At 59.8% G+C, this 24,680-nt stretch carries 16 protein-coding genes and 1 pseudogene; 5 read left to right on the top strand and 12 right to left on the bottom strand.

Going from position 1 to position 24,680, the window contains the following annotated elements:
• Positions 1-32 precede the first annotated feature (32 nt).
• From PH552_RS22000 to PH552_RS21965, 8 genes and pseudogenes are all read right to left on the bottom strand, one after another.
• Entirely contained in the window at positions 33-1,817 is a 1,785-nt protein-coding gene (locus tag PH552_RS22000) for a ParB/RepB/Spo0J family partition protein (RefSeq protein WP_179613319.1), read from the bottom strand.
• A gap of 572 nt (positions 1,818-2,389) precedes the next feature.
• Positions 2,390-7,483: a DEAD/DEAH box helicase family protein gene (locus PH552_RS21995; protein WP_285166290.1), complete on the bottom strand. Its 5,094-nt coding sequence runs from the start codon at positions 7,481-7,483 to the stop codon at positions 2,390-2,392.
• Positions 7,484-7,630: 147 nt separating this feature from the next.
• Positions 7,631-8,198 (bottom strand): annotated as a pseudogene (locus tag PH552_RS21990) (DUF1419 domain-containing protein).
• Between the two features lie 215 nt (positions 8,199-8,413).
• Positions 8,414-9,292, bottom strand: a complete 879-nt coding sequence (locus PH552_RS21985) for a DUF3991 and toprim domain-containing protein (RefSeq protein ID WP_285166288.1) — start codon at positions 9,290-9,292, stop codon at positions 8,414-8,416.
• A gap of 211 nt (positions 9,293-9,503) precedes the next feature.
• Complete coding sequence (locus PH552_RS21980) at positions 9,504-9,668, bottom strand: hypothetical protein (RefSeq protein ID WP_179613255.1); 165 nt, start codon at positions 9,666-9,668, stop codon at positions 9,504-9,506.
• A gap of 647 nt (positions 9,669-10,315) precedes the next feature.
• Positions 10,316-10,957 (bottom strand): dihydroxyacetone kinase subunit DhaL, encoded by a 642-nt coding sequence (dhaL, locus tag PH552_RS21975; protein WP_013984746.1) that lies wholly within the window; start codon positions 10,955-10,957, stop codon positions 10,316-10,318.
• Positions 10,958-10,967: 10 nt separating this feature from the next.
• Complete coding sequence (locus PH552_RS21970; RefSeq protein WP_179613257.1) at positions 10,968-11,960, bottom strand: dihydroxyacetone kinase subunit DhaK; 993 nt, start codon at positions 11,958-11,960, stop codon at positions 10,968-10,970.
• Positions 11,961-11,981: 21 nt separating this feature from the next.
• Entirely contained in the window at positions 11,982-12,833 is an 852-nt protein-coding gene (locus PH552_RS21965) for a sugar phosphate isomerase/epimerase family protein (protein ID WP_285166287.1), read from the bottom strand.
• Positions 12,834-13,063: 230 nt separating this feature from the next.
• On the opposite strand from PH552_RS21965, the gene PH552_RS21960 reads away from it, so the two are divergent.
• The gene (locus PH552_RS21960) at positions 13,064-13,993 is read left to right on the top strand and encodes a LysR substrate-binding domain-containing protein (protein ID WP_004130046.1); all 930 of its coding nucleotides are present in this window, start codon (positions 13,064-13,066) and stop codon (positions 13,991-13,993) included.
• A 71-nt stretch (positions 13,994-14,064) separates the two neighbouring features.
• On the opposite strand, the gene PH552_RS21955 is transcribed toward PH552_RS21960, so the two are convergent.
• Positions 14,065-14,913, bottom strand: a complete 849-nt coding sequence (locus PH552_RS21955) for an alpha/beta fold hydrolase (protein ID WP_179613259.1) — start codon at positions 14,911-14,913, stop codon at positions 14,065-14,067.
• The gene (locus PH552_RS21950; RefSeq protein WP_285166304.1) at positions 14,910-15,878 is read right to left on the bottom strand and encodes an NAD(P)-dependent oxidoreductase; all 969 of its coding nucleotides are present in this window, start codon (positions 15,876-15,878) and stop codon (positions 14,910-14,912) included. The genes PH552_RS21955 and PH552_RS21950 overlap by 4 nt, the downstream gene beginning before the upstream one ends.
• A 394-nt stretch (positions 15,879-16,272) precedes the next feature.
• Here PH552_RS21950 and PH552_RS21945 point away from each other — a divergent pair, with 394 nt between their 5' ends.
• From PH552_RS21945 to PH552_RS21935, 3 genes are all read left to right on the top strand, one after another.
• The gene (locus PH552_RS21945) at positions 16,273-17,289 is read left to right on the top strand and encodes a TRAP transporter substrate-binding protein (protein ID WP_179613261.1); all 1,017 of its coding nucleotides are present in this window, start codon (positions 16,273-16,275) and stop codon (positions 17,287-17,289) included.
• A gap of 9 nt (positions 17,290-17,298) precedes the next feature.
• Positions 17,299-19,164: a TRAP transporter large permease gene (locus PH552_RS21940; RefSeq protein ID WP_028003112.1), complete on the top strand. Its 1,866-nt coding sequence runs from the start codon at positions 17,299-17,301 to the stop codon at positions 19,162-19,164.
• A gap of 614 nt (positions 19,165-19,778) precedes the next feature.
• On the top strand, positions 19,779-20,777 hold the full coding sequence (locus PH552_RS21935; RefSeq protein WP_004130059.1) for an MBL fold metallo-hydrolase: 999 nt from the start codon (positions 19,779-19,781) through the stop codon (positions 20,775-20,777).
• Positions 20,778-20,954: 177 nt separating this feature from the next.
• Here PH552_RS21935 and PH552_RS21930 read toward each other — a convergent pair whose 3' ends face one another.
• Positions 20,955-21,212 (bottom strand): hypothetical protein, encoded by a 258-nt coding sequence (locus PH552_RS21930; protein ID WP_041678048.1) that lies wholly within the window; start codon positions 21,210-21,212, stop codon positions 20,955-20,957.
• A gap of 253 nt (positions 21,213-21,465) precedes the next feature.
• Here PH552_RS21930 and PH552_RS21925 point away from each other — a divergent pair, with 253 nt between their 5' ends.
• Positions 21,466-21,795 (top strand): hypothetical protein, encoded by a 330-nt coding sequence (locus tag PH552_RS21925; protein WP_004130061.1) that lies wholly within the window; start codon positions 21,466-21,468, stop codon positions 21,793-21,795.
• 19 nt (positions 21,796-21,814) lie between these two features.
• On the opposite strand, the gene PH552_RS21920 is transcribed toward PH552_RS21925, so the two are convergent.
• Entirely contained in the window at positions 21,815-24,259 is a 2,445-nt protein-coding gene (locus PH552_RS21920) for a beta-glucosidase (protein ID WP_179613320.1), read from the bottom strand.
• Between the last annotated feature and the right edge of the window lie 421 nt (positions 24,260-24,680).

Genomic DNA, 24,680 nt, shown 5'->3' with positions numbered 1-24,680 from the left:
GCGGCGGAGGATCATGCGGAGAAGAGGGTCTGCTATTCCGCCGCGATCGCGTAGGCGGTTTCCTCGTCGCTGGAGGGGTCATCATTTGTCGTCACCGCATCAGCGTCAGGATCCCCGTGATCCAGATCCTGTGCGTCTGAAGCGTCGGCGTCGTTGCGAGCGTCCGGCTGCGCATCGCCGCCGATATCGCCCATCGCCTCTTCGACCGGGGCATTCTCCTCGTCGAAGCAATCGCGATGTTTCAGGAGATCGGCGATGTCCTTCGGGTCAGGCGCAAACAGCGCCGCCGGATGGACGAAGGTTGCCTCAGTCGATGTGAAGTGGTCGACGAGGGCTGCGCGGGTTTCGCGGACCCGCGCCCGGGGCTGGAGGTTGGCCTCCTTTGCCGCAGTCTCCAGGGCCTGGCGCGACAGGCACAGAAGGAAGTCCTCTGTTCCCATATTCGGTAGGAAGCCTTCGGCGCCGATCGCCTCGCCGGCGATCCTCGAGACGACGCCGCTGTTCGACATACCACGGCGGCAAGAAAGCACGTCGATGAGGACCGAACGGGCGGCGACACGCACGCTGTCCATATCGACCGACAGCCTGCCATCGGCGGAATAGATGCGCGCGGCATGACGTTGGAACCGCCTCAGTCCGAACATGGTGTCGTTGGCGCCGGAATCGACCCGGACATTGGTGCCGGCAAAGGCCATGACCAGGAGAGCCATCAACATGTCGTCCTCGATCGGCGCGCGGGCCAGCGCCTCATGCAGCGCATCGGTCCGGAAATCACCGATCATGTCAAAGCCCTTCTGCGTGACGTCGGGCCTTGTCTTTCCGGCGACCGCCGCCTCGTCGCTGGCCTCCTCCGTCCCATCGGCCGCGGTGCCGGTCTGGCCGGCGGACTTCCTGACCTCCGGCATCCGGTAGTGAACGCTCTGCACCTTGCCCTCGCGATCGAGGTACATTGCGGTGCAATCGCCTTTGCCTGGCTTGCCGTAGACGCGTTCAGCCTTCTTCGGCAGGTCCGGCTGGCCCCAATTGTTGACCTCGACGATCGCACCCTTCTTCGGCAGGTTGCTTGCCATCCACTCCTGCTGGGCGCCGAGGAACGCCTCGACATTTGTGGTGTAGCGATTGTCCTGATCGGCCGGGCCGAACAGGTCCTCGGACCACTCGATACCGTAGGCCAGGCGAAGATCATCGCCGAAGCTTGCATCGCGAGCGTACATGCGGGTTTTCGACAGCCCGTTGGCGATCTGCCACCAGGCTGCCGTATCGCCCTTCTTCGGCTTGTGGGCTTTCCAGACCTCTTTCTGCTCCTCGGACGAGGCAGCGGCGATCGTCCTCAGCTGCTGCTCGTTCGGCATGTCTCCCTTCGCCATCTGGTCGAGCATCGAAGGCAGAACGTTGGCGAGCAGACGGAGCTTGCGGATCTGGCGGACGGGGAGGGCAAGCGCTACGGCGATCGCCTCCTCGGTCCAACCAAGCGCGACCAGCCGCTCGATGCCGCGCCATTGGTCGACGGGGTTCAACGGCTCACGCGCGATGTTCTCGATCATCGAGCGCATGGCGCCATTGTCGTTGGCCGCCTCGACGACGATCACGTCGATTTCCTCGAGACCGGCGGCGACCGCCATGCGTGTGCGCCGGTGACCCGCTTCAATGACGTAGCCGTTGCCACCGGCTTCCGGGAAAATGACGGGCGGCTGGATAACGCCTACAGCCTTGATGGTCGCCAGAAGCAAGGCGTCGGCCTGCGGCGTCGACTTCGACTGACGCGTGTTGTCGGGGTTGTCCTTCAGCGCACGCGGATCGACCTTCATGAGTTGCATGGGATGCTCCTTCTCGGGGATTTGGACACGGCCCTTCTGCCTGTCCTTCTCGCGTCTTCATTTTTCCGAAGACATCTCCCGGACCGCGGAGCGGGCGGCCGGGTGCAACTGCGGCCGAGCATTGCTGCCGCGAAGGACGAGCGGGGCTGACAGCCCTGCGAAGGCGAGTGGCCGGGATGCGGAGGCGGCGGTTGAGCGGAAGCGGCGACCGGCGAACTGCTCTGCGACGGTTCCTCTTCCTTCCTTCCTTCCTTCCTTCCTTCCTTCCTTCCTTTCTCCCTTGCTTCCTTCTCGTGTCGGCGGCAGAAGCGGCGGCTTGCACGCGACTGGACGTCGATTTTGATAAGATGGAAAATAAAAAAATGGGCCAGCGGAAACCGCGGCCCTTGAAGTGTGAAGGTCAATAAACCTCCAGAGGGGAACAGCTGCTGCGGCGGCACTGGGAGGAGAGGCCGCCATGTGCATCAGCTGCGTGCAGTATGAACATTATTTGAGCAGACGGAAGTCATTTATTGTGCAATGCAGTTATGCACATGCTGCACCGCATCCAAAAGACCGCAATCGGCCGATGGTCAAGCTGCCTCTGGCCTGACGGCCGCTTCCTCGCGCGCCGTAGTCGCCAATTCCTCCTCAACGTCTCGAAGCTGCCGGCGCTTGTCGGTAAGCTCATCTGCAAATGCGAATACGCCGCCTTCGCGCGAGCGATAGGCGCCAAGACGCCGCTCGGCTTCATGCAGTCGATGCCGATACCGCGCCTGTTCATCATCAAAGCCTGCAAGCGCGTGCTCCAGCCGCGAGATCGCGCCGATCGGCGTCACGGTGACGGCAAGATCGACCTCCTGGGTGGCGCCGGTACGCTGGAGGAGGGTGGCGTAGTGATAGCCGTCACCCTTACCGAACCGCTCGCCGGAATAGATCACATCGAAGCCGCCGATCGAAGCAATGGCGACATCACCCTCCTGTTGAAGCTGGACGAGGGTCAGGATTTCCTTCATCAGCGCCCGGCCGGCAAGCTTACGCTCCTCATAGGTCTCGCCCTTGACCACCATCACGAAGGCATCGCCAGCAGTCGGAATGAGCTGTTCGATGTCCCTGGCAATCTCGCCGATACGCCGGATCGAAACCTCGATGTCGCGCTCGGCATCACGGATCTGCCGGCGCACGGCATACTGATCGTCATCATGAGCGGCGCGCAACCGTTCGAGCCGGGCAATGTCGGCCTCGAGCCCCGCCTTCTGCATTAGCCGTTCGTCACCGCTCGCGATCGCCTTGGCCATGGCGAACTGGTTGGCGGCTCCTTCGCCGAGGTCTTCCAAGCGGCGAATCGAAGTATCGCCTGAAAGTGCCGCGGCAATGAAGCGGGCCTTGCGCTCGTTGTTCTGCCACATAGCAGCGTCGAGCGAGCCCTGGGTGGCATAGGCGAAGATATCGACCTCGTCATGCTGATTGCCCTGGCGGACGATCCGGCCCTCGCGCTGTTCGATCTGCGAGGGCAGCCAGGGAACGTCCAGATGATGCAGCGCCTTGAGGCGAAGCTGGGCGTTGACGCCGGTCCCCATGGTTTCGGAAGAGCCGATGAGGAAGCGGACCTTGCCAGCGCGCACGTCGGCGAACAGACGCTGTTTCGCCTCGCTCTTCTTGTAATCCTGCATGAAGGCGATTTCGGAGGGCGGAACGCCCATCCGGACGAGTTCGTCGCGGATCCATCGATAGGCGGAAAAGCCTCTCGTCTTCTCGACATTGATGGTGCCGAGATCGGAAAAGATCATCTGCGCCGCCCCGGGCAGATCGAACTGCTTGCCGTCCGGCCGCAAATAGGTCCGTTGTGACGTCTCCTGCCAAATACGGAAGGCGTTCTGGACCAGCAGGTTGAGCTTGTTTTCCGGCTCGTTCTCGCTGTCGGGATCGACCAGGCGGAGGTCAATGGCGGCATGGCGCCCATCGGTGATGACGGAGAGCAGAATGTCATCGCCGGGCTGCGCCGGCCCTTCGCGCATCTCGATCGCCTTGATACGGGCGTCGAGGATGGTCTGGTAGTTCTTGAAAGCCTGCGTCGGCTTGGCGGTGAGAATTTGCCGCCGGCCGGTGGAGATAATAGGCACCTTGACGTAATCGCGCAGATCCTCGGGCATCACCACGTCAGCGAAAGACCGGAACATGGCGATCAGTTCCGGCACGTTGACGAAGGAGGCAAAGCGGCTGACGGGCTTGTATTTGCCGGACGGCTGGATTTCCAATTCCGTCGTGGTGTCACCGAAGGTCGAGGCCCAGGCGTCGAATTCGTGCAGGCCGCGTTCGGCCAGTGCGGCGTGACCGAGCAGCCGTTGCACCGAGAACATTTCGCCAAGCGTATTGGTGATCGGCGTGCCGGAGGCGAGAACCAAGGCCCGGCCGGGGTTCTTCGTCTCGATGAAACGGGACTTGACGTAGAGGTCCCAGGCACGCTGCGAGCCGTTCGGATCGATGCCTTTCAACGTCGACATGTTGGTGGCGAAGGAAAGCTTGCGGAATTCCTGCGCCTCATCGACGATGATCTGGTCCACGCCGATTTCAGAGATCGTCAGCAGATCGTCCTTGCGGGTCGACAACGCCTCCAGCCGTTCCTTCAGACCTTCCTTGAGCCGCTCCAGCCGCTTGCGCGAAACCCGATCCTCGCTGTCGACCTTGGTCAGCAGATCCTCATAGAGCTCCAGCTCGTCCTGAATCATCTGTTGCTCGAAGGCCGATGGCACGGCGATGAACCGAAATGCCGAGTGCGTGATGATGATAGCATCCCAGGTCGCGGTTGCGGCGCGGGAGAGGAAGCGAACGCGCTTGTCCTTGGTGAAGTTGGTCTCATCAGCGACGAGAATGCGGGCGTTGGGATAGAGCGCCAGGAATTCGCGCGCCGCCTGCGCCAGGCAATGGCCGGGCACCACCAGCATCGCCTTGGCGATCAGTCCGAGGCGGCGCTGTTCCATGATAGCAGCCGCCATGGTCATCGTCTTACCGGCGCCGACGGCGTGCGCGAGATAGGTCGTTCCCGACGAGATGATGCGCCAGATGCCACGCTTCTGGTGCCCATAAAGAATAAAGGCGCCAGAGGCGCCGGGGAGTTGGAGGTGGGAGCCGTCGAAGCGCCTGGGCGCGATGTTGTTGAAGCGGTCGTTATAGACCCGCGCCAGCCGGTCGGTACGATCGGGATCGGTCCAGACCCAGTTCTGGAAGGCTTGCTTGATTTTCTGCAGCTTGTCGCGGGCGGCTTCGGTATCGACGACGTTCAGCACCCGGCGCTCACCATCCGCATCCTTGAAGATGTCGAAGATCTGCGGCACCCGGCTGTTCAGCGCATCGGCAAGCAGCTCGCCGGCGTGGCGGCGATCGGTGCCCCATTCCGATGTGCCGGCCGCTGTCCATCCGAGCTGCCGCGCCTCAACCGTCCAAGAGCCGAGCTCCGGCATGTGGTGGATCCTGATCTCGGCGCCCATAGTCTGCTGCACGAAGTCGACGATATCGGCCGCCGGAATCCAGGGAGCACCCAGTCGAGCGGTGATGTCCGAGGGGCGTAGATCGGCGGGCTGTACTGCCTCAAGCCCCCGGACATTGCGCTCATAGGCGGGGTCCAACTCGGCCGCGGCTTTTGCGACGGCGAGTTTCGTGCGCACGGCGCCGGAGAGATAGGCGTCCGCGGTCTGCCAGGAGCCGTCGGCGGGGTCGCGAAAGATCGTATCGCCGAGCTCGTCGCGAACGGCGTCGATGTCGCGATGCAGGAGTTCGGCGATGTGGTCGAGGTCGACACGACCGCGCTCGTTGAGGACGACGGCCAAGGCATCGGCGGCCGAGGTGATGACCGGTGGGGCAGGGGGCGCAATGACGCGTTCGGAAAAAATCGCTCCAGGCCTCGCCGTGTCGGTTTCGAGATCGTAGTCCTCGATGGAGGCAACCAGCCAGCAGTCAGGATCGTCGCGGAACGGCTGCAGGTTGGGCTGGCGATGGGTTTCACGAGCCTCGCCCGTCGTCTCATCCTCGACGATCGTAACCGTGGTGTGGTTGATCGGGCCGAAATCACGCACGAAGCTCGACCAGGCGATGCGCAGCCGCACCTGCAGATCGCGCCACGGACGGTCCAGTTCCTGGGCTTTCAGAACCTCGCGCACGGCATCGCGGATCGGGATCAGTTTGCGAATGATCCGGACGTGCTTTTCCGAGATTCCCTCGCCGCTGCGGGCCTTGCGCACGTGAACCGGAACCGGCTCGCCGTCGACGACCTGCATGAGGCCATGTCTGATGTCGACAAAATAGCTGCCTTCGCGCACCTTGGCATTGTCCGGACGCAGATCGACGATCTCGGCAAGCTCATCCTCCAGATCGATGTCGATGGCGGTCGGCTCGCCGTTATAAAGGCCTTCGGGAAGAAGCGCGACGGCTGCCGTCAGCGCCGCGTCGAGCTCCTCAACGGCGCGTGGCCGGCACGTATAGGTCTCCCCGCACGGGCCGGAAGTCAGGGCATGATCGCCGAGCACGAACTCCTGATGTTGGGCGAACCATCGGTTCACGCGGATCACCCCCTCGTCCTCGACAGCCGGCCGGACGTCCTCCAGGTCGAGCCACGAAACGTCGCCTTCCGGCTCGCCTGCTTTGCGCTTGCGGAAGAAAAGAATGTCGACCACGACGTCGGTACCGGCGTCGCGCCGAAAACTGCCTTCGGGCAATCGGATCGCGGCGATCAGGTCTGCGGACTTGGCAATGTGTTCGCGGGCAGTACGATCGGCCTTGTCCATGGTGCCGGCGCTGGTGACGAAAGCGGCCAGGGCGCCCGGTTTCAGGAGATCGATCGATCGGGCGATGAAGTAATCGTGCAGCCGAAGGCCTAGCGAACGATATTGCCGGTCGGAACGAACCGTGCGATCGGAGAAGGGCGGGTTGCCGATGGCAAGATCGTAGATCGCATTAAGGTCCGTGCGCGCGAAATCGCCGTTGATGATACGCGCCTTCGGCTGCAGCAGTTTCGCGATGCGGGCCGTGACGGGATCGAGCTCGATGCCGGTGACGTAGCTCAGTTCGCGATACTGTTTCGGCATCAGCGCCGGAAACAGGCCTGTTCCGATCCCGGGCTCCAACACTCGGCCGCCGCGCCAGCCGAGACGATGAATGCCCATCCAGATTGCCCGAATGACGAATTCAGGGGTGAAGTGTGCATATTGGGTGCAACGGGCGAGCGACGCGTATTCGCCCTCGCTGACCACTGTTTCCAGCGAGTTGCCGAGATCATCCCAACCTGTGCGGAAGTCGGTTTCCCCAGGCCGCCGGAACATGCCGTTTGCCAGCTCGCCGGCGCCGAAACCGGTGAAGCGGATCAGCCTCGCCTGGGCGGCCGGAGTCGCCGGCAGATTTTGCCTCTCGATTTCGTTTGCGGTGAGGATGGCCGCGACATTGATGCGTGCTCGCTCCTTCCAGGTCGCGGCGAGATCGCGGTCGCCATCGTCGAGATAGAAGTTGGCGCGCTGCCCCTGCTTTCGCTGGACCGGCCGGTTGGTCGCCGGCAGAGCCCGCGCAGGAGAGGGTGGGGTCGGGTCGGGCTCGTCGTCGTTGGCGGCAAAACCGCCGAACGCCGTGACGCCAAGACCAAGTCCTGATGACAAAGCGCTGCTACCAAACATATCAAGGGTGAATGGATCGGTGCTCATCGAAAGCTCCTTGTGAGCGAGCGTCATCGATCCGCCGCAAGCGACAGTCGAGGAACGCCGAAGGGGTGGAAGGGGCCGCCTGCATGGGCTGCGCGGCTATCGTGGGCCGGGCGCGATTGCTTCGCGCACGGATGCAATCAGAAACTCTCAAGCCGCGATCGGCGAGGGGAGGTGGCGCAGTTGTACCGGCAGCTTGGCGGCGATCTCGTCGTCGCTGAGGCCTTCCAGCAGCTTCAGAACAGTGCCGTCTTTACCGCCGTAGATCATCACAGTGCGCTTGCCGCGCGAGGCCTCCGGCCAGCGCTCGCCCGCATAGCCGCTCGTCCGCCGTGCTGCTCCAGATGTGCTCAAGGCGTTCCGCGCGCGTTAAAACCCGGACCGGGCGGCTCTCGCGCTCGATAATCGCAAGGCGCATGGTCTCGACGGACGCTTTGTCGGAAAGGTCGCAATAGCCGTGAAAATAGCGGATCGCCTCATCGATCCGGAGTGCGAAGAACACTGATGTCACCGAACCGGTCAGGAACTCGCGCATCGCAAACATCGAACCGCAGATCCAGAGCGGCGGCAGGATTTCGAACCGTTCGCCGTTATAGAGCGGTGTTGCGTCGTCTCCCCAACGGTTGGGCCGCTGGAGATGACGGTCGAACATGCGGAACATCTGCGGTCGGCTTGCGACGCCCGGGAAGACTTTTCGGATTGCGGGGTAGGGGTTCATCTGCACTCCTTCGGAGGTTTCGGGCCGAAGCGCGGCACTGTCCTATCGACCTTGCCTTCCTCTTCAGTCCTTCATGACCCCTTGGCTGCCGCCGCCATCGCGGCCGTCAGGGTCAAGGGCCGGCTCCGCCGGGCGAAGCCTCCCTTGACGCGGACGGCGCGCATGCGGCACGCCTCCTCCTTCAATCCTTTCCCTCTTTTCCCTTCCCCTGATCTTCAGGTTTCGTTCCAATCCTCCTCGGACGGCCGAAGTCGAAGCCAGTCGCAGCCTGCATCGTCGGCAAGCGTCCGCAGCCGTTCGGCAAACATCTCGCCCTGCGAATTGGCGTCCGTCGCCGCTACCATCTGGACGGCGGGCTTCGCCGCTAACTTCCGCAACGCTGCCTCCGTGGTCGGCGACCATCCGCCGCCAGTGCTGAGATAAAGCGTCCCCTCCCGCAAATCTTCGATCGCCGCGAGGCTCATGGCATCGATCGCCGCTTCCGTGACGGCCAGGCGCGAAGCGCTGTCCGAACCGAGACGGAAGAGAACCTTGGTTCCTCCGGATGCAAAACCCCGGTATTGCGGACCCCGCGCTTCCCAGCCGGTCAAGACCCCGGCCTGGTCCCGGTGCGCCGCCCACATGCTGCCTTGCGGGCCTTCGCGCAGAAGGTCGCCTTTGACGGTCGCTCGCAGCACGGTCGCTGGCAGATAGCGCTCGCCGTTGAGGTACCGCCACGACGAGGAACCAGGCCAGGGTCGCCTGCGGGACTGCCAACGATCGGGAAGAGAGAGGTCGGATCTCTGACCATCTTTCGCGGGCTGCCACTCCGGCCCCGTGATCTGAAACCCGACCAGAGCCGCGACCCGTTCTGCACCTTCGGGAAAACCGACCCGATCGAGATGCTCGACGAGCCGGAACACATCGCCTTTCGCGTCGGACAGGGGATCGAACCACCCACGCCCTTCATAGGTGACGATAATGATCTCGCCGCCGCGGCGGAACTTGACTGCCCGTCGCGTGCTTTCCTTCGCGTCTATTGCAAAACCGGCATGCTCAAGCACTGCCGCACAACTGACCTGATCGCGCAGCGCTTCAATCTCTCTTCTCTTCATTTTTCATTCCGATCGCCCAGCGATCGGCCTCCATAATCCTTCCTTGCCCGTCGGTTCACCGACGCCTTTCGGCAGGCCCCGAAGAGCAAAGACCGCAAGGGCGCGGCTGGCAATTGTCGGATCATGCAAGCTGACGTCGGACGCGGCGAAGCCCCCCTTGCGGCCTGCCGCTCGCAAGGGGCACCCACGCGGCGCCGGCTCAATGAGCCGGCTATGGCGTATACTCGTGCACGATCGCCAGATCGTCGTCGGCGTCGATCTCGTCAGAAGGAAGGACGCCGTATTCTCCGTCGACCTCGAAGAGGGTGACCGGGACCATCAGGTCACGGGAAAGCTGGAGGGCGTGGGACTGTGCGAGAGAGAGATCGTGCGACATTTGAGAGGCTCCTACGGGAGCGGGCCAATTCCCGCTCGATGGCTCCTCAAAAGGCACGGGGTCCGGGCGCGATCACCGCGAGGCGAAGCCGACGCGGCCGCAGCTTGCTAGCGGACCCTTTATGGGTTGATCGTGGAAGATCCGGAACCGGGCCAGGACGCCATCGCTAAAGAGCGGGATTGACCTGCTTCCGTTTTGGGCCACCGTTTAGCGCACGATTTTCGAGCTTGGTGCCAGGTCGTCGCTGCCCGCAGGCGGATTACTCGTGTCTTCGATTTAGCGGGTCATTGGCTGAGCGAAGGACGTCGCCGCGTGACCGAATGTCGCGTCAGCTTCAGTCGTGGCACGGCCTAAGTTGCGATGAGTCGTGCCTTTCGCGGTTTGCGGAACCCGACCCTGCAAGCGAGCGCGATGGTGCCCGGACACTGAATGCATAGTTCGCCGCCGACCCAAGCTGTCCGCTAAATTTGATTCCCGGATGGCCGCGAAAGCGGGTGTCCACCCTCGGGCGGCACACGGAGGACTGTTGCCGGATTTCTATCGCGGCGCGTTTCACATCAATAACCGAGCGGCACTCTGGATTGGCTTCCCCTTAAGCTCGGCATCACTTCGGTTCTCACTATGATCACGCTCAAGAAGCGATGACACTATTGAAGCCTATTACGGGTTCCCTCAGACAACTCCTTGAGGATCAGCGCGCAAGACGTCGCACCAGCATCCAGCACGCCGAGCGATCGTTCGCCCAGCCTGCTGGCTCGGCCGATCCGCGCGATCAAGTTCACCGTCGAATCGCGGCCACTTTCGGCTGCCGCAACGAGGAGTTCCAATGCCTCGTCGAAGGATTTTCCTTCTGATGTCGCATTGTCAAAAGCTTCAACAGCAGGCACCAACGTGTCAAGCAATGTCTTGTCGCCGACTTTGGCCGAACCAATTTGTTGAATACCCGTCAAGCCAGCATGCAGCATTCGGCTGAACGTCTTGTTGTCGATCTGGTCGACCTGATCGATCTGCTGGGCAAACTCGGTGAACATCACACCGTAAAGCGGACCCATAGATCCGCCGATCTCGGTCATCAGGACTGTTCCGAGGGTCTCAAGCGCTTTTGCGAGCGATAGCTCCTTGCCGCGTATCCGGTCGGCCACTAAACCGAAACCTTTCGCCATATTTATTCCGTGATCGCCGTCGCCAATCTTGCCGTCGATCTCGCTGAGGTAGGCGCGGTTATCGATGATCGCTCTTGCCATGGAGACTACGATTTCTCCGGCTGCCGCGTTATTCATTTTTTGCATTGTTCCCTCCTTAAAGCGTCGCCGCGCAGCGAACCTCGACCTCCAGTAGCGACTTTAGCTCTTCATCGAGCGCCATGACCGTCAAAGTCGCTCCAACCATCTCAAGAGACGTGAAGTAGTTACCAACATACGCTTTGTGGATCCTGAGGCCGCGGCCGGAGATTTCCTCCTCGACGGTGTCGAAGAGAATGTAAAGTTCGTTCAGCGGTGTCGCGCCAAGGCCAGATACCAGTACGGCCACTTCTGTCCCCGAGCCGAGATCATGATCATCCAGCACGATCTGGCACATATCCTTGGCGACCTCTGATGCGCTCTTGAGCGCTTCTACTCGCACGCCCGGCTCGCCATGATGGCCGATACCGACTTCAATGGTGCCAAGCTCGATCTGGAAGTTCGGATGTCCGACCGCTGGAAGAGTGCACGGCCCCAATCCGACACCGACCGAGCGGCAATTGTCGATGGCCTTCTGTGCTGCGTCACGAACCTCGGATAGGCTGGCGCCCATCGACGCTTTCGCTCCGCCGACCTTCCACATGAAGATCTCTCCGGCAACGCCTCGGCGCTTCTCCCGCTCCTCGGCGGAGGCGGAGCACACGTCATCGTTCGCAACCACCGTGGCAACCTCGATGCCGTCCTTCGCGGCGAGTTTCATCGCCATTTTCACGTTCATGTTGTCTCCGGCATAATTTCCGTAGAGGACAACGACGCCGTTTCCACCATTCGCTTCGCGTATGGCATCATGAAAGCTCTTTGCCGTTGGCGACGAAAACAGCTCGCCGACCGCGACCGCGTCGAGCATGTTGCGGCCTATATAGCCAATGAAGGCAGGCTCGTGTCCGGAGCCACCTCCAGTTACGACACCCACTTTTCCTTGCGCGGGCCGGTCAATCGCCGTCACCACGCGTTGGTTTTCGGCGAGGCGCACGATGTCTCGGTGTGCCTTCACAAAGCCCCTGATGGTATCTTCCACGACCTCATCGCGGTTGTTTACAAAACGTTGCACTGCGTCCTCCTCCAGACACGGTCATTGATTGTGGTTGAGCGCTCGCCGGACGACCTTGAGCGACCGAGCCAGCGAGTCCTCGATCGATGACAGCGGCACGGGATCTTGGCGGCGAACGGGCTGCGCCTGCCGATTGCGATGCAGTCTCAAGGGAAGTTCAATACTGACCGGGAGGCTGTCGAGCTTTGCGATTGCAGCCAGGAGGCGCTCGCACCCGACCTTGCCGTCGCCGATATCGCAGAAAAACCAACCTTCGTCGGTTTCACGGACATCCTTGATATGGGCGTGCGCCGATTCCGGCAGCGCCAGGATTCCATCACCTGCGAGATCGTCCATGTCCGGTCGATGTGACGCCGTGTTTGCAGCGTCGTAATTTAGCTTTAGAAAGGGCGATCCGAATTCCTCAACAAGGGAAATACCGTCCCGCGCGGTGTTGATCAGGCTATCGCTGCCGTCTCCTGGGTTTTCCAGGCCAACGATGATATCAAAGGCTTCCGCTCTTCTCAGTATGGTTTCGACGTTGCGACGGAATGTTGCCTCTCTTTGTCGGGCGGCCGCGTTGGTGGCAATAACCTTGGCTCCAATCGCCGCGGCGAATGCCATGCGGCCCGTGAACACTTCGACCGAATCTTCGAAACCGAGGTCGATGTGCGACGACATTGCATGACACGAGAGCCCCGAAGACCTAAGCGCGCTGCGCCAACTGTTCATCTCGGAAGGTGTGAAGGCGGTCTCATCGAAGGGTTCTGTATATCCAACGATAAAGGCCGGCTCGAAATGGGTGAACCCGAGGGTTGCCGCGCTCTCCAGTGCGGCCTCTCTGCTATGCCCGTCGTACGGCGCGCCGGACACGGAGATCACCCGTTCAGCCATGCATTCCTCCCTTAGCAAAGAACGGCGCAAAGGCCGTTCCGAAGGGCAAAGTGTTAAAAACGCTTCATCCGGACAAGCGAATTCCATCGGTCAATGCATGAATGCATCTCAACAAATGCATCATTTGCGTTAAATTTCCTCATGGAATATAGAGGAAGGGCGTCCTCCAGCGTGCTGAATGTCTCAAGTAGGAAAGGTGGCGAGGCACGCATAAACGGGGAGGAGGGGTGATGAGCGCGTTGGAGTTTCCTTCGCTGCGATCGCTACAGGTGTTGGAAGCTGTCGCACGTCTTGGATCTTTTGGAAAAGCCGCCGAGGAACTAAGCATCAGCCCCTCGGCCGTGAGCCATCAAATGGCCGCGCTGGATTCGGAGCTCGGAATTGCTTTATTTCATCGCTCCGGGCGTTCAATCATGCTGACTGACGCGGGAAGGGCTTACGCTGAAGAGATCAGCGCCTCCTTTCGAAGGATCGAGAGCGCCACTCGCAATTTCACGAAGAAGGGCAAAAGTGACATTCTGAATATCCATTCGGTTGTCAGTCTCGCTTCGCAGTGGCTCATGCCTCGCCTCGCCCGGTTTAGCGCCCGCTATCCGGAGATCGATCTTCGACTGCACGCTTCTGGTGACCCGGCCGAGCTCAGGACCGGCAACGTCGATATAGACATCCGCTACGGAACGCAGCCCGTGGAGGTTGGCATCGCCGTCGAGCCCTTCCCGCCCGAGCCAATAGTGGTCCTGTGCGCCCCATCGTTGGTCGAGGGCGCAAACGGAATACGCTCACCGCAGGATCTCGCCAGATTTCCGCTCATCCACTCCGAAGTGAACCTCTATCGCTGGCAGGATTGGGCCGACGACCACGGTGTGAGGCTCAACATGGATCGGGGGCTGCGTTTCGATAGATCTTTCATGTCCATCAATGCGGCCGCGGATGGACTTGGCGTTTGCCTGGAAAGCCTCATACTCGTCCGGCAAGATCTGAAAAGCGGGAGGCTCGTTGCGCCGTTTGGCCTGGAAGGCCCCAGCATCAATTGCCATAGTCTCGTGTACTTACGGTCCAGGGCAAGAACGCCAAAGATCGCTCTGTTCAAACGTTGGATCGAAGAGACCCTGGCTGGCGACGCGGTTTCTGCGAGTGAGATCGACGTCGGCGGGAGGTGAGTTATGCGCAATCAGGGTCGGTGATGCGCGACTGGCGGATCAGACGCGCATCCCCGACGTCAGGCAGTGGTTTAGCCGAAGAATTTCCCGAGTTCGTTCGCTATGAATTCGGGAGCTTCTTCCGCAACCCAGTGACCCGAGCCCGGGATCAATCCGCCTCGAACGTCACTTGCCACCCGCTGCAGTGATTCCATCGTCTCCATGCCGCGGCCAAAACCACTGTCTCCGCCCAGGGCGAGGACCGGCATTTCGAGCTTGCCATCCCTCTCGAGGAATAACTCGTTGTCTTTGACGTCGGTTGGAAAGCCCCGATAATAGGCGAGAAGTGTGCGCAGGCCACCCGGTTTCAGGTAGGTACGGAAATACTCATTCTTGTCTTCCTGAGATAGCACGTTTGCCCGGCTGCCGTAATTGTCAAACAACCATTCCAGATAGATATGCTCGCGACCGCCGAACATCGCTTCCGGCAAATCCGGCGTCCTGAAGAAAGGGTGGTGCCAACGGCGGCCGCCTTGCGACATGTCCGCTCCATCGCCAGGAATGGTAACGTCCAGGATCGCGAGCTTGCTAACAGCCCCCCGGTGCTGCGCGGCCAGGGCAAACGCCACCGGGCCGCCCCAGTCGTGTCCCACAAGATTGAAGCGATCGATCTTCAGATGTTCAGAAAGAAGCTCCCACACGTCCTCGGCAATCGTTTTCTTGTCGTACCCATCGGCGGGCCGGGAAGTGTCGCCGAGGCCCCGCAGGTCCGGCGCGATGATCGCGTACGTGTCCGCGAGGAAGGGGATCACGTGCCGCCATTCGTGCGAACTCTGCGGCACCCCGTGAAGGAGAACCAGCGGCTCACCGGATCCTGCGGTCAGGTAGTGCATGGTGATGCCGGACAGTCGCGCGTAATTGCTTTTGATCTCGGCACTCACTTCTTTGCCTCCTTCTGGCCCGCGGTCATTCCCCGATACGCACGAATGACCTGACTGTCATCTGCCGAGCCTGACCCCTGCCCAGACGCGGCAAGGAAGAACTGATGCGCAACGGAGGCGAGCGGCAGGGCGGCCCTGGCAGAGGAGCCGGCGGCAAGCACGATACCGAGATCTTTCACAAAAATGTCTACCGCGCTCGTTACCTCAGGGTCTTCCAGAAGCATCCGCTGGCCACGATCGTTGAGCATCCAGCTGGCGGCCGCCGAGCCGGACACGATCTCGAGTACCGTTGAGGTGTCGAGGCCAGCCCTTTCGGCGAGCGACAGCGCCTCAGCCGCTGCCGCCAAGTGTACGCCGCACAGCAACTGGTTGACTGCTTTGGCAACCGATGCCTGGCCAGGCCGCTCTCCGAGATAATAGATCTTGGAGCCGAGCACGTCGAAAAGATTGCGGCTCATCTCATAGGTTTGCCTGTCGCCAGCCACCATGATGGAGAGCGACGCGTCGCGCGCTCCGGCGACGCCGCCGGAAACAGGCGCATCCAGAAACCGGTGACCGCGAGCAATAACGGCCTCGGCGAGCTGTTCAACCTCGCCGGGAGGGCATGTTGACATCAGGACGACGACGCTGGCCCTGGTTGAATTTGCCAGGGCGCCCCGTTCGAAGAGGGCTTGGTGCGCCTGGTCGATGTTGACTACCATCAACATCAAGACGTCGGTCTCGCTGGCCGCTTCCGTAGCGTCTGGATAGGCAGTCCCGCCACTGTCAGCGAAGCTTCTTAGAGCATTCTCCGAGATGTCAAACCCCTTGACCCTGAAGCCGCTTTTTAGGAGATGCGACGCCATCGGCAATCCCATCGAGCCGAGACCGATAAAACCGATTGTTTGTTTTCCCGGTCCTCGTGCCGGGCTCGGCTTTGTTTCTAAAGCTTGGTGCAATTCCGGTCTCCTCCGCGATACTGGCACGTCATAGGCCGGCACATCCCACCGGAGTGCCATGCTCGCATGCAAAGCGGTTAGCATGGCGGCTTCCTCCACATCAAAAGAGTTTGCGCAAAAAACATGTGACCTGGATTCATGTTGCCTGGCGCGTTCTCCTAGAAAAACTTTGCCTCCATCGCGGGTCACGCCGAACTCGCCTGAGTTCAACTCACCATTGGCCGGAGGCAATTCATTTGCGGACGTTTGGCGCAAGCGCCTAATTTACGTCCAGCCGCACAGCGGGAGGCTTCCGGCTTCAGCGACATCAGTCCAAGGTCTAAGCAACCTGCACGAAACTGAGGACGCTTACGAGGAGAGCGCCTGCGCTGGAGGCTCCTAAAAACATCGACATAGATCAACACGGTTAGAGGAGGAACCAATGATCAGAATGAATCGCCGTACCCTTATTATGAGTTCCGTGGCGATGACCGCCGCGCTTGCGGCACCGCGCATCATGCGTGCGAGTTCGCCTGAATTCTCGTTTAAATTCGCCAACATCATGCCGGTTGATCATCCGCTCAACACGCGGATGACCGAGGCTTCCGACAAGATCAGCCAGCAGACAGACGGCCGCGTGAGCATTCAAGTGTTCCCCGCGAGCCAGCTCGGCACCGATGCTGATATGCTCAGCCAGCTTCGATCAGGTGGCCTGGACCTTCTTGCGCAGACAGGCCTCATCGCAGCGACACTCGTCCCGCCGGCGGCCATCACCGGTGTAGGATTTGCCTACCCCGACTACGCGCAGGTGTGGAAGTCGGTGGATGGTGAGCTCGGCCGGAGCATCCGGACGGCTTTTGAGAAGGTCAACCTGATCGCCTTCGAGAAGATGTGGGACAACGGCTTTCGGCAGACGACCTCGATCGGGAAACCGATCAAGTCGCCCGAGGACCTCAAGGGCTTCAAGATCCGCGTCCCTCCTGCGCCGCTCTGGACATCGCTTTTCAAGTCTCTCGGCGCCTCGCCGACGTCGATTCCATGGGGCGAAACTTATTCCGCACTCCAGACCCACGTCGCCGACGGTCTCGAAAACCCGCTCGCTGGCATTTACTTTGCCAAGATGTACGAGGTTCAAAAGTATCTCTCCCGGACCAACCATATGTGGGACGGCTTCTGGATTCTCGCCAATCGGGACAACTTCGAGATGCTGCCTGAGGACTTGCGTGACATTGTCGTCACCGAGATCAATCGCTCGGCTATCGTGCAACGCGCTGATGTCGAAAAGCTGAATTCCGAACTCCAGGCAGAGCTGACGAGCAAGGGTCTTGAATTTATCGACGTCGATGTTTCCAAGTTCCGCGCGACGCTGCAAGCTTCGTCGTTCTACTCCGATTGGAAGGGGCGTTTTGGCGAGGAAGCATGGGCGTTGCTGGAGTCTACCTCGGGCAAATTGATCTGAGGCGTTGACATGGCTACTTCTGAAAATGTCAGCCCCCCGGTGATCGGCGCGTGGCCAGTCCTGGCGAAAGCTGAAACGCGCCTGGTGCGCCTGATTGAATTGATCGCCGCAGCACTTGTTGTTGTCGAGGTACTCGTGCTGTCGGCGGGCGTCTTCGCCCGCTATGCATGGGGCGAGCCGCTCATCTGGTCGGATGAGCTCGCCTCCATGTTGTTCCTCTGGCTTTCGATCGTGGGCGCGGTCCTCGCTTTTCACCGCGGACAGCACATGAGGATGGGCGTTATCGCGGACGCGATGCCGCCCGTCGTAAGGGCAAGACTGGAGGTGGCTGCACTTGTCTTTTGCCTTTCGGTCTGCGTGCTTCTTCTGCCCAAGGCCACGGCCTACGCTCTTCATGAAGTTCCGGTCGTCACTCCCGCGATGGAAGTGTCGGTCGCATGGCGTTCTTTTGGTCTTCCGATCGGACTTGGCCTGATGCTTATCCTTGGCGTGACCAATGCCCTTCAGCGCATCACGCTGAGCGATTTCCTGATCGGGGTCCTTGTAGCCGCATGCTTGATAGGGTTGGCGATTGCGGCGAAACCGTTGATCATGGCGATGGGCAACTGGAACCTCGTGCTTTTCTTCGTAGTCTTCATCGCACTAGGTGTGCTGAGCGGCGTACCAATCGCGTTCGTGTTCGCTCTCGCTGCCATCAGTTATGTGGCTCTGGGTACGAGCCGTCCGATAAGCGTGATCGCGGGTCGGCTTGATGAGGGAATGTCGCATCTTCTCCTCCTAGCGGTCCCGCTGTTCGTGTTGCTGGGTATGCTGATGGAGGTTACGGGCATGGCAAAAGCGATGCTGAACTTCCTGGCGTCCTTGCTCGGACATGTCAGAGGCGGCCTGTGTTACGTCCTCGTCGCGGCAATGTATCTGGTGTCTGGGATATCGGGTTCGAAGACCGCCGACATGGCTGCTGTCGCCCCGGCACTGTTCCCGGAGATGAAAGCGAGAGGATCAAAGCCCGGCGATCTCGTGGCCCTGCTTGCGGCTACGGGTGCGCAGACGGAGACGATCCCGCCGAGCCTCGTATTGATCACCATCGGATCGGTTACGAGCGTATCGATTTCTGCCCTGTTCATAGGCGGTCTTTTGCCGGCGTTCGTCTGCGGATTGATGCTTTGCGTTGTCGTCTGGTGGCGCTATCGCAACGAGGACATGTCGGGTTTTCGCAAGCCGCCAGCCAGGGAGATCTTTCGCACATTCCTGATTGCGCTTCCGGCTTTGGCCCTACCTTTTATCATCCGTACAGCGGTTGTCGAAGGCGTTGCTACCGCCACGGAAGTCTCGACAATCGGCATTGCCTACTCGCTGCTGGCAGGCCTCCTCATTTACCGCCGGTTCGACTGGAAGCGGGTGGGTCCGATGCTGGTGGAAACGGCGGTCTTGTCCGGAGCCATCCTTTTCATCATCGCGGCGGCAACGGCTGTGGCCTGGTGCCTGACTCAATCGGGTTTTTCGCGGGGGCTGGTTCAGACGATGGCGGGTCTACCCGGAGGAGCGCCGATCTTTATGATCGTGTCGATCGTCGCGTTCATTGTGCTCGGTAGCGTGCTGGAAGGCATTCCCGCGGTGGTTCTGTTCGCACCCCTGGTATTTCCGATCGCCAAGGGATTAGGGATCCACGACGTGCACTATTCGATCGTGGTCATTCTCGCCATGGGAGTGGGCTTGTTCCTCCCGCCGTTCGGCGTCGGTTATTATGCCGCCTGTGCAATCGGCCGTGTGAACCCAGTGGAAGGCATAAAGCCGCTGTGGGGGTACATGATCGCCCTGCTTCTCGGGCTTGCGATCGTCGCAGCGGTGCCCTGGATCTCGATCGGCTTCCTATGACGTGCGACCGTAGGCGGCCGGTAGAGAAGTCGGCCATTCTACGGTCGTAACCATGTCGGATAAGGCGGAATGCCGGGCTGGCAACGCGCTTCAGAAGCATGCTGCTGGCTCCGCAATATGCCCGGGAAGAAATGTAGCGCCCACCCGAAGATCGTTACGTCCTCGCGGTTTTCCGTGGCTTCTTCCTCAGGAGCGGTGCGCTCTTCGAGGGAAGAGGTAACATCTATCCTCCGACCGCTTAATGAACACCGTTGGCGACCTGACGCAGAGCCACTCACATAACAATGAGGCAGCCAAGGCGATCCACGATAATCTTGCCGATATTCGGATGCGAGCCGCGTCCCGCAGTCAGGGAGCCAAGAGTTCTTTCGAACTCACCGAAAGCCAACGAGATCTGATGGCCGGACCAACGCGGTACCCCGAAACCGGTTGTTTCGATTGATGAATCGCAGGTCCGAGCGAGATCATTTGTTGAGCGATGCTCATTGAAATGGACTCGCAATTCAATTGTCCTAGACCTGCCACTTGATACCTTTCCGATGCAGACAAAGCCGAAATCCGTCGCAAGACAAGCGCGGTCTGCAGACGCATTTTTACAGATGGGGAGGAGTGAAATGGGAAATGAACGTTTCGAGATCGACCGCCGCAACTTACTATTGGCAGGGGGAGCTGCTTTGAGTGGAGCCGTTTTGGGTGCGAACAGTGTAGCGGCTCACGCTGGGGCGAGCCCCGTTTCCGGGGCACAAGCTCCGGACTTTTATCGATTTGCCATTGGGGACGCCCAGGTAACCATCGTATCAGATGGCCCACTTCCGCTCGGCGACCCGACACAAAGCTTTCTCGGCGTCCCAGCCGACGAGATAAGATCCATGCTAAACCACAGCTTCCTGCCCACGGATGAGGTCGTTCTCGCTCAGAACGCACCTGTCGTAAACATCGGTGGCAAGCTGATTTTGTTCGACACGGGGATGGGATCGCTTAAGCAATTTGGCCCGACGACTGGCCGTCTCAAGTCTTGCTTGGCCGCCGCGAATATTGCGCTGGAAGATATTGACGCTGTCGTCTGTTCGCATGCTCATTGGGACCACGTCGGCGGAATCTGGGGCGACGACGGGAAACCAACGTTTCCAAATGCCCAGGTGTACATCAGCCAAACCGACTACGATTTCTGGACCGACGAGAAAAAACTTGGAGGCGATCTCAACGGTCTAGTTAAAGCCGCGATCCACAACCTCAAACCCGTGCGGGACCGCATGGTTTTTTTCCAGGACGAACAAGAGTTTCTTCCTGGTATTCATGCCATTAGCGCTCCAGGACACACACTCGGCCATAGCTGCTTTATGATTGAGTCAGCAGGAAAGACAATGTGCTATGGCGGCGACCTCACTCATCATCCTGTGCTTCTGTTCGAAAAGCCTTTGATGGAATTTGCGTTCGATACCGATCCCAAACTGTCAGCTCAATCGCGTGTGCGCATTCTGAAAATGCTGGCCTCCAATAGAATACCCTTCATGTCCTACCACTTCCCATGGCCGGGCTACGGGCACGTTGGCATAGCGGGAGAGGGCTTCGCGTATTTTCCTGAGCCACTACATCTTAGCCTGTTGGACTGAGTGGTAGAGAAGGGCGCGAGGGCAATGCCTTCGCGTCAATCCTATCCGGAGGGCAGTCGAACGAAATCATCACATGGCGGAAGTTACGCAACAAGCAATGTGCGCCTTCATCGCGTTGCTAGACATCAAGTCACGCGGGAACGCCAACTGAAATCAAGAGCGATCGGCGGACCGCACCTAAAGGCCATTCCTGATCGGAAACATATCCTCGCCGTAGTGGTGAAGCCTTGTGTGATGCCGTCGGCATAACCAGCGCACCTTTAAAGGGTCGTCGTATTGATCATGATGGGCGTCGACCGTTTCAATCCCGCAGACCTCACATGTTTGCTTTTCCAGCTCGCCTGCCTTTACGGCTCGCTGTACAGCAAGATGAGCATCATATTTCGCTGGATTAGCACGGCGCCAATTTGCTTGGCGGGTGTCGGTTTTCAGCATCGCCGCATCCTGTGCCTGTAATTTTGCGCTCTCGACCGATAGATACCTGGAGAGGGCTGCAGGCTCAAGTTTCCGCACAGAGCGACGGCGTCTGTCCGTGGCTCCGCGTCCGAAAACAAGATTTCGCATTGCCAGGAATGATCAGGGTTGGGCCATCGAGATCCAAGTTTGCTGTCCGCAATCTTCGCACGGTGGATACGATATCGCTCGTGTCGATCGGTGCTCCCGATCGTAGCGCGCTGGATGACTAAGCTTGAAATTTCTGCTCGATACATATGTCCTGAAGGAGATCGGTCGAGCCGAACTGCACGAGAATGTGGCAGCCCTCGATACGATTGACGATTCCGATCTCGCGACAAGCGTGAGCTCAGTTCGAGAGACTGCGAAAGGCATCAAAAAAATTGTAGGACCGACGCTGTCGCGAACGTGTCCGCCAACGCTTCCGACGCCATCTTCGCCGCCTATGAAGGTCGGTATCCTTCCTGTCGATGACAATATCGCCCGTCTTGAGCCATTCTTTCACTCATTCACCGAGCTTCACCGCACTGCGCTCATTTTAGGACTCAACCACCACCAAACGTAGTCTTTGATTCTCTGCACGATTAGAGCGCTAAGACAGCGCCCTTTTGCGTGACAGTTCCACTCAAACGGATGTCGGTGGCCGAGAACCCAGCCATAACTGCAAATCCCCCCGTCTCTATCCGCCAGCACCGCTCGGTCGTGTCGAAGAAGGCAAATGTTCGGGCGTCAAGAATGAAACTGAGCCTTCGTTTCTCACCGGGTTCCAGGGCGATTTTCGAGAAGGCTTTCAGTTCTTTGACCGGTCTGGGTACAGATGCTTCAACATCGCCGACATAGATTTGCACCACTGCCGAACCTGGCCGCTCGCTGACGTTGGTCAATCCCAGTGTCACTGTCACCGCGCCGGCAGCATCCGGCAGCCCTACCGTCAGGTCTGACATCGCAAAGCTTGAATAACCAAGACCATGACCGAAGGGGAACAGTGGCTTAATGTCCTGGCGATCGTAGTGCCGATATCCAACGAACACACCTTCGTCATATCGCACATGGCCATTCTTGCCTGGATAGACCGCGTCATCCTCGGTATGTGTGGGATTGTCAGCCCAGCGCACGGGGAAGGTCTGTGCCAGTCGGCCCGAGGGCTCGGCCTTGCCGAGGAGGACATCGGCGATCGCGTTGCCAGCTTCCTGGCCGGGATACCAGCATTGCAGTACTGCACGAGCACTGGAAAGCCAGGGCATTTCCACCGGTCCACCAGTTTGCAGGACGACAATCGTGTTCGGATTGGCCGCAATTACCGCCTCAACAAGCCGGTCCTGCAGACCAGGAAGCGCAATGCCGCGGAGATCGGAGCCCTCGGTATCCCAGTCGCCCGTTCTGCCCACGAAGACTACCGCATGATCAGCCTTCGCGGCGACGGCTGCTGCCTCGGCAATCTCCGCTTCGGCCGAAAACCTGCCTATTCCTACCCGAATTGCGGCGATATAGAGGTTGACGTGATCGTGCCGGGCGTACTCGGCGACGACCTCGTATTTACGGCCGGCTTCGAGCGTGATTTCACCCACGACCTCCTCGCAGCCTTCTTCAAAGAATGTGGTACCACGTGTCCAGGAAGCCCAGGCGTCCACCACAAGCCTGCCGTCCACATAGACACGGCCAAGCCCCGCCGAGGTCAGGCCGACGCGATAGCCGCCGGCTTCTGAGGCTGTGAAGACGGTGCGCATTCGGGCGGAAAAGCGATGCGGATCGACGGTGCCCCCGGCCACGGGGGGCAACCATACACCGAGGCTCGACGGTTCCTCGATAACCTTCACGGGCTCGCCAGCAAGCTCCCTCCCTTGGAAAAATTCGAAGGTTGTCGGGTTTTCGATCAGCGGCTGAAACCGATAGTTGCTGCAACCTTGAGCGTAGAACACGTTCTCCTCACCCAGGGCGTCCGCCAGCCCCTGCCACGGACTGACGACATAGTGGGGGCTCAACTGCGCCGAGCCGCCTCCCATAATCTGCGCGATCTTGGCATTGGGTCCAATGATGGCGACCGTACCTTGCTGAGCCAATGGCAGGATGCCGTCATTCTGTAGCAGAACTGCGCTTTCCGCTCCCGCGCGCCTGATGAGTGCCCTATGTTCCGGCCGATCAATGGCGTACTCCTTAAACTCGCGATGATCGTTGATTGCGCCGGTGCGTTCCATCAGGGTCAGGATATTGTGCACACAGGCGCGGACGGTCTCGACACTTACCTCGCCCGCGTCGATCGCCGCCAGAAGCTTGGAGCCGCGGTCGCGGGTCGGGCCCGGCATCTCCAAATCCAGCCCAGCATTCACGGTGGGTGCGGTCGAACGCGAGCCGAACCAGTCCGACATCACCACGCCGTTAAAACCCCAGCCACCGCGCAGTACCTCGTTCAACAGCCAATGGCTTTCCGCCGTGTAAGTACCGTTTAGTTTGTTATATGAAGACATCACGGCCCAGACCTTTGCCCGCTTCACCGCCGCCTCAAAGGGTATTAGGTAGACTTCGCGCAGAGTGCGTTCATCGATATCTGAAGAGATGGTTGTACGTTCGATCTCGGACTCGTTGCCAGCGAAATGTTTTATCGTGGCACCCACTTTCTTGGACTGCAGACCTTCGATATAGCCGACGGCAAGTTCCGCCGTCAGTATCGGATCCTCAGAGAAACACTCAAAGTTTCGGCCGTTTGTGACGCTGCGCTGGATGTTAACGGTCGGCGCCAGCGAGACATGGGCCCCTTTGGAAAGAACCTCGTCACCTAGCGCACTGCCGATTTCCCTGGCTAGGTCCGGGTTCCAACTCGCTCCGATGGCAATGCCTACCGGGAAAGCCGCTGCAGTCACACCCCCGACAAAAGACCCCGCCCCGCGGGCGCCGTTGGGGCCGTCCGTCAAGCGCAATCTCCCTATCCCTAGGCGGTCGATGGGCGGTAAAGACCAGAACGTATCGCCGGAAAGTAGCGAGACCTGCTCGGCCAAGGTCATATTATCGAGCAATGCTCTCGTATCAGTCATCTTCTCTGCTTCCTCAATCTCAACACTTACCGTTCCCAGATCGGGCATCTCGATATGCATATTGGGAAAGCTGGTGAGGTCGGCGTCATCCGTGGAGCCGTCCATCCATGAGAAGGACCCGTTTGTTCCCCAAGGCGCCGTCACCACGACGACGACATGTTCGCAGTCTTCACATGGCCGAGATGCCGTCACCGCTTTCCACTGAAAACAAGGACATCGCGGTTTGATCGATGTAAGCGGTGAAAGTTGTGCCGGCTGCGGCATCGCCGGTTCTGGAGTTATTCCTGCGCAAGTTCGCGAGACAATTTGATAACCTAAACATGCTTTATCAGACAATCTGTTGACAGACAATCCTCAGTCGCGCAGCCTCGTGTCGTCATTGATGATTCGATGCTTCCATCGGAGGCGGATCCCGATTGAT

Source organism: Rhizobium aureum (genome assembly GCF_030182495.1).
Classification (GTDB): Bacteria; Pseudomonadota; Alphaproteobacteria; order Rhizobiales; family Rhizobiaceae; genus Rhizobium; species Rhizobium tropici_C.
The sequence above is the reverse complement of the archived record's forward strand: the minus strand, read 5'-3'. Positions and strand labels throughout refer to the sequence as shown.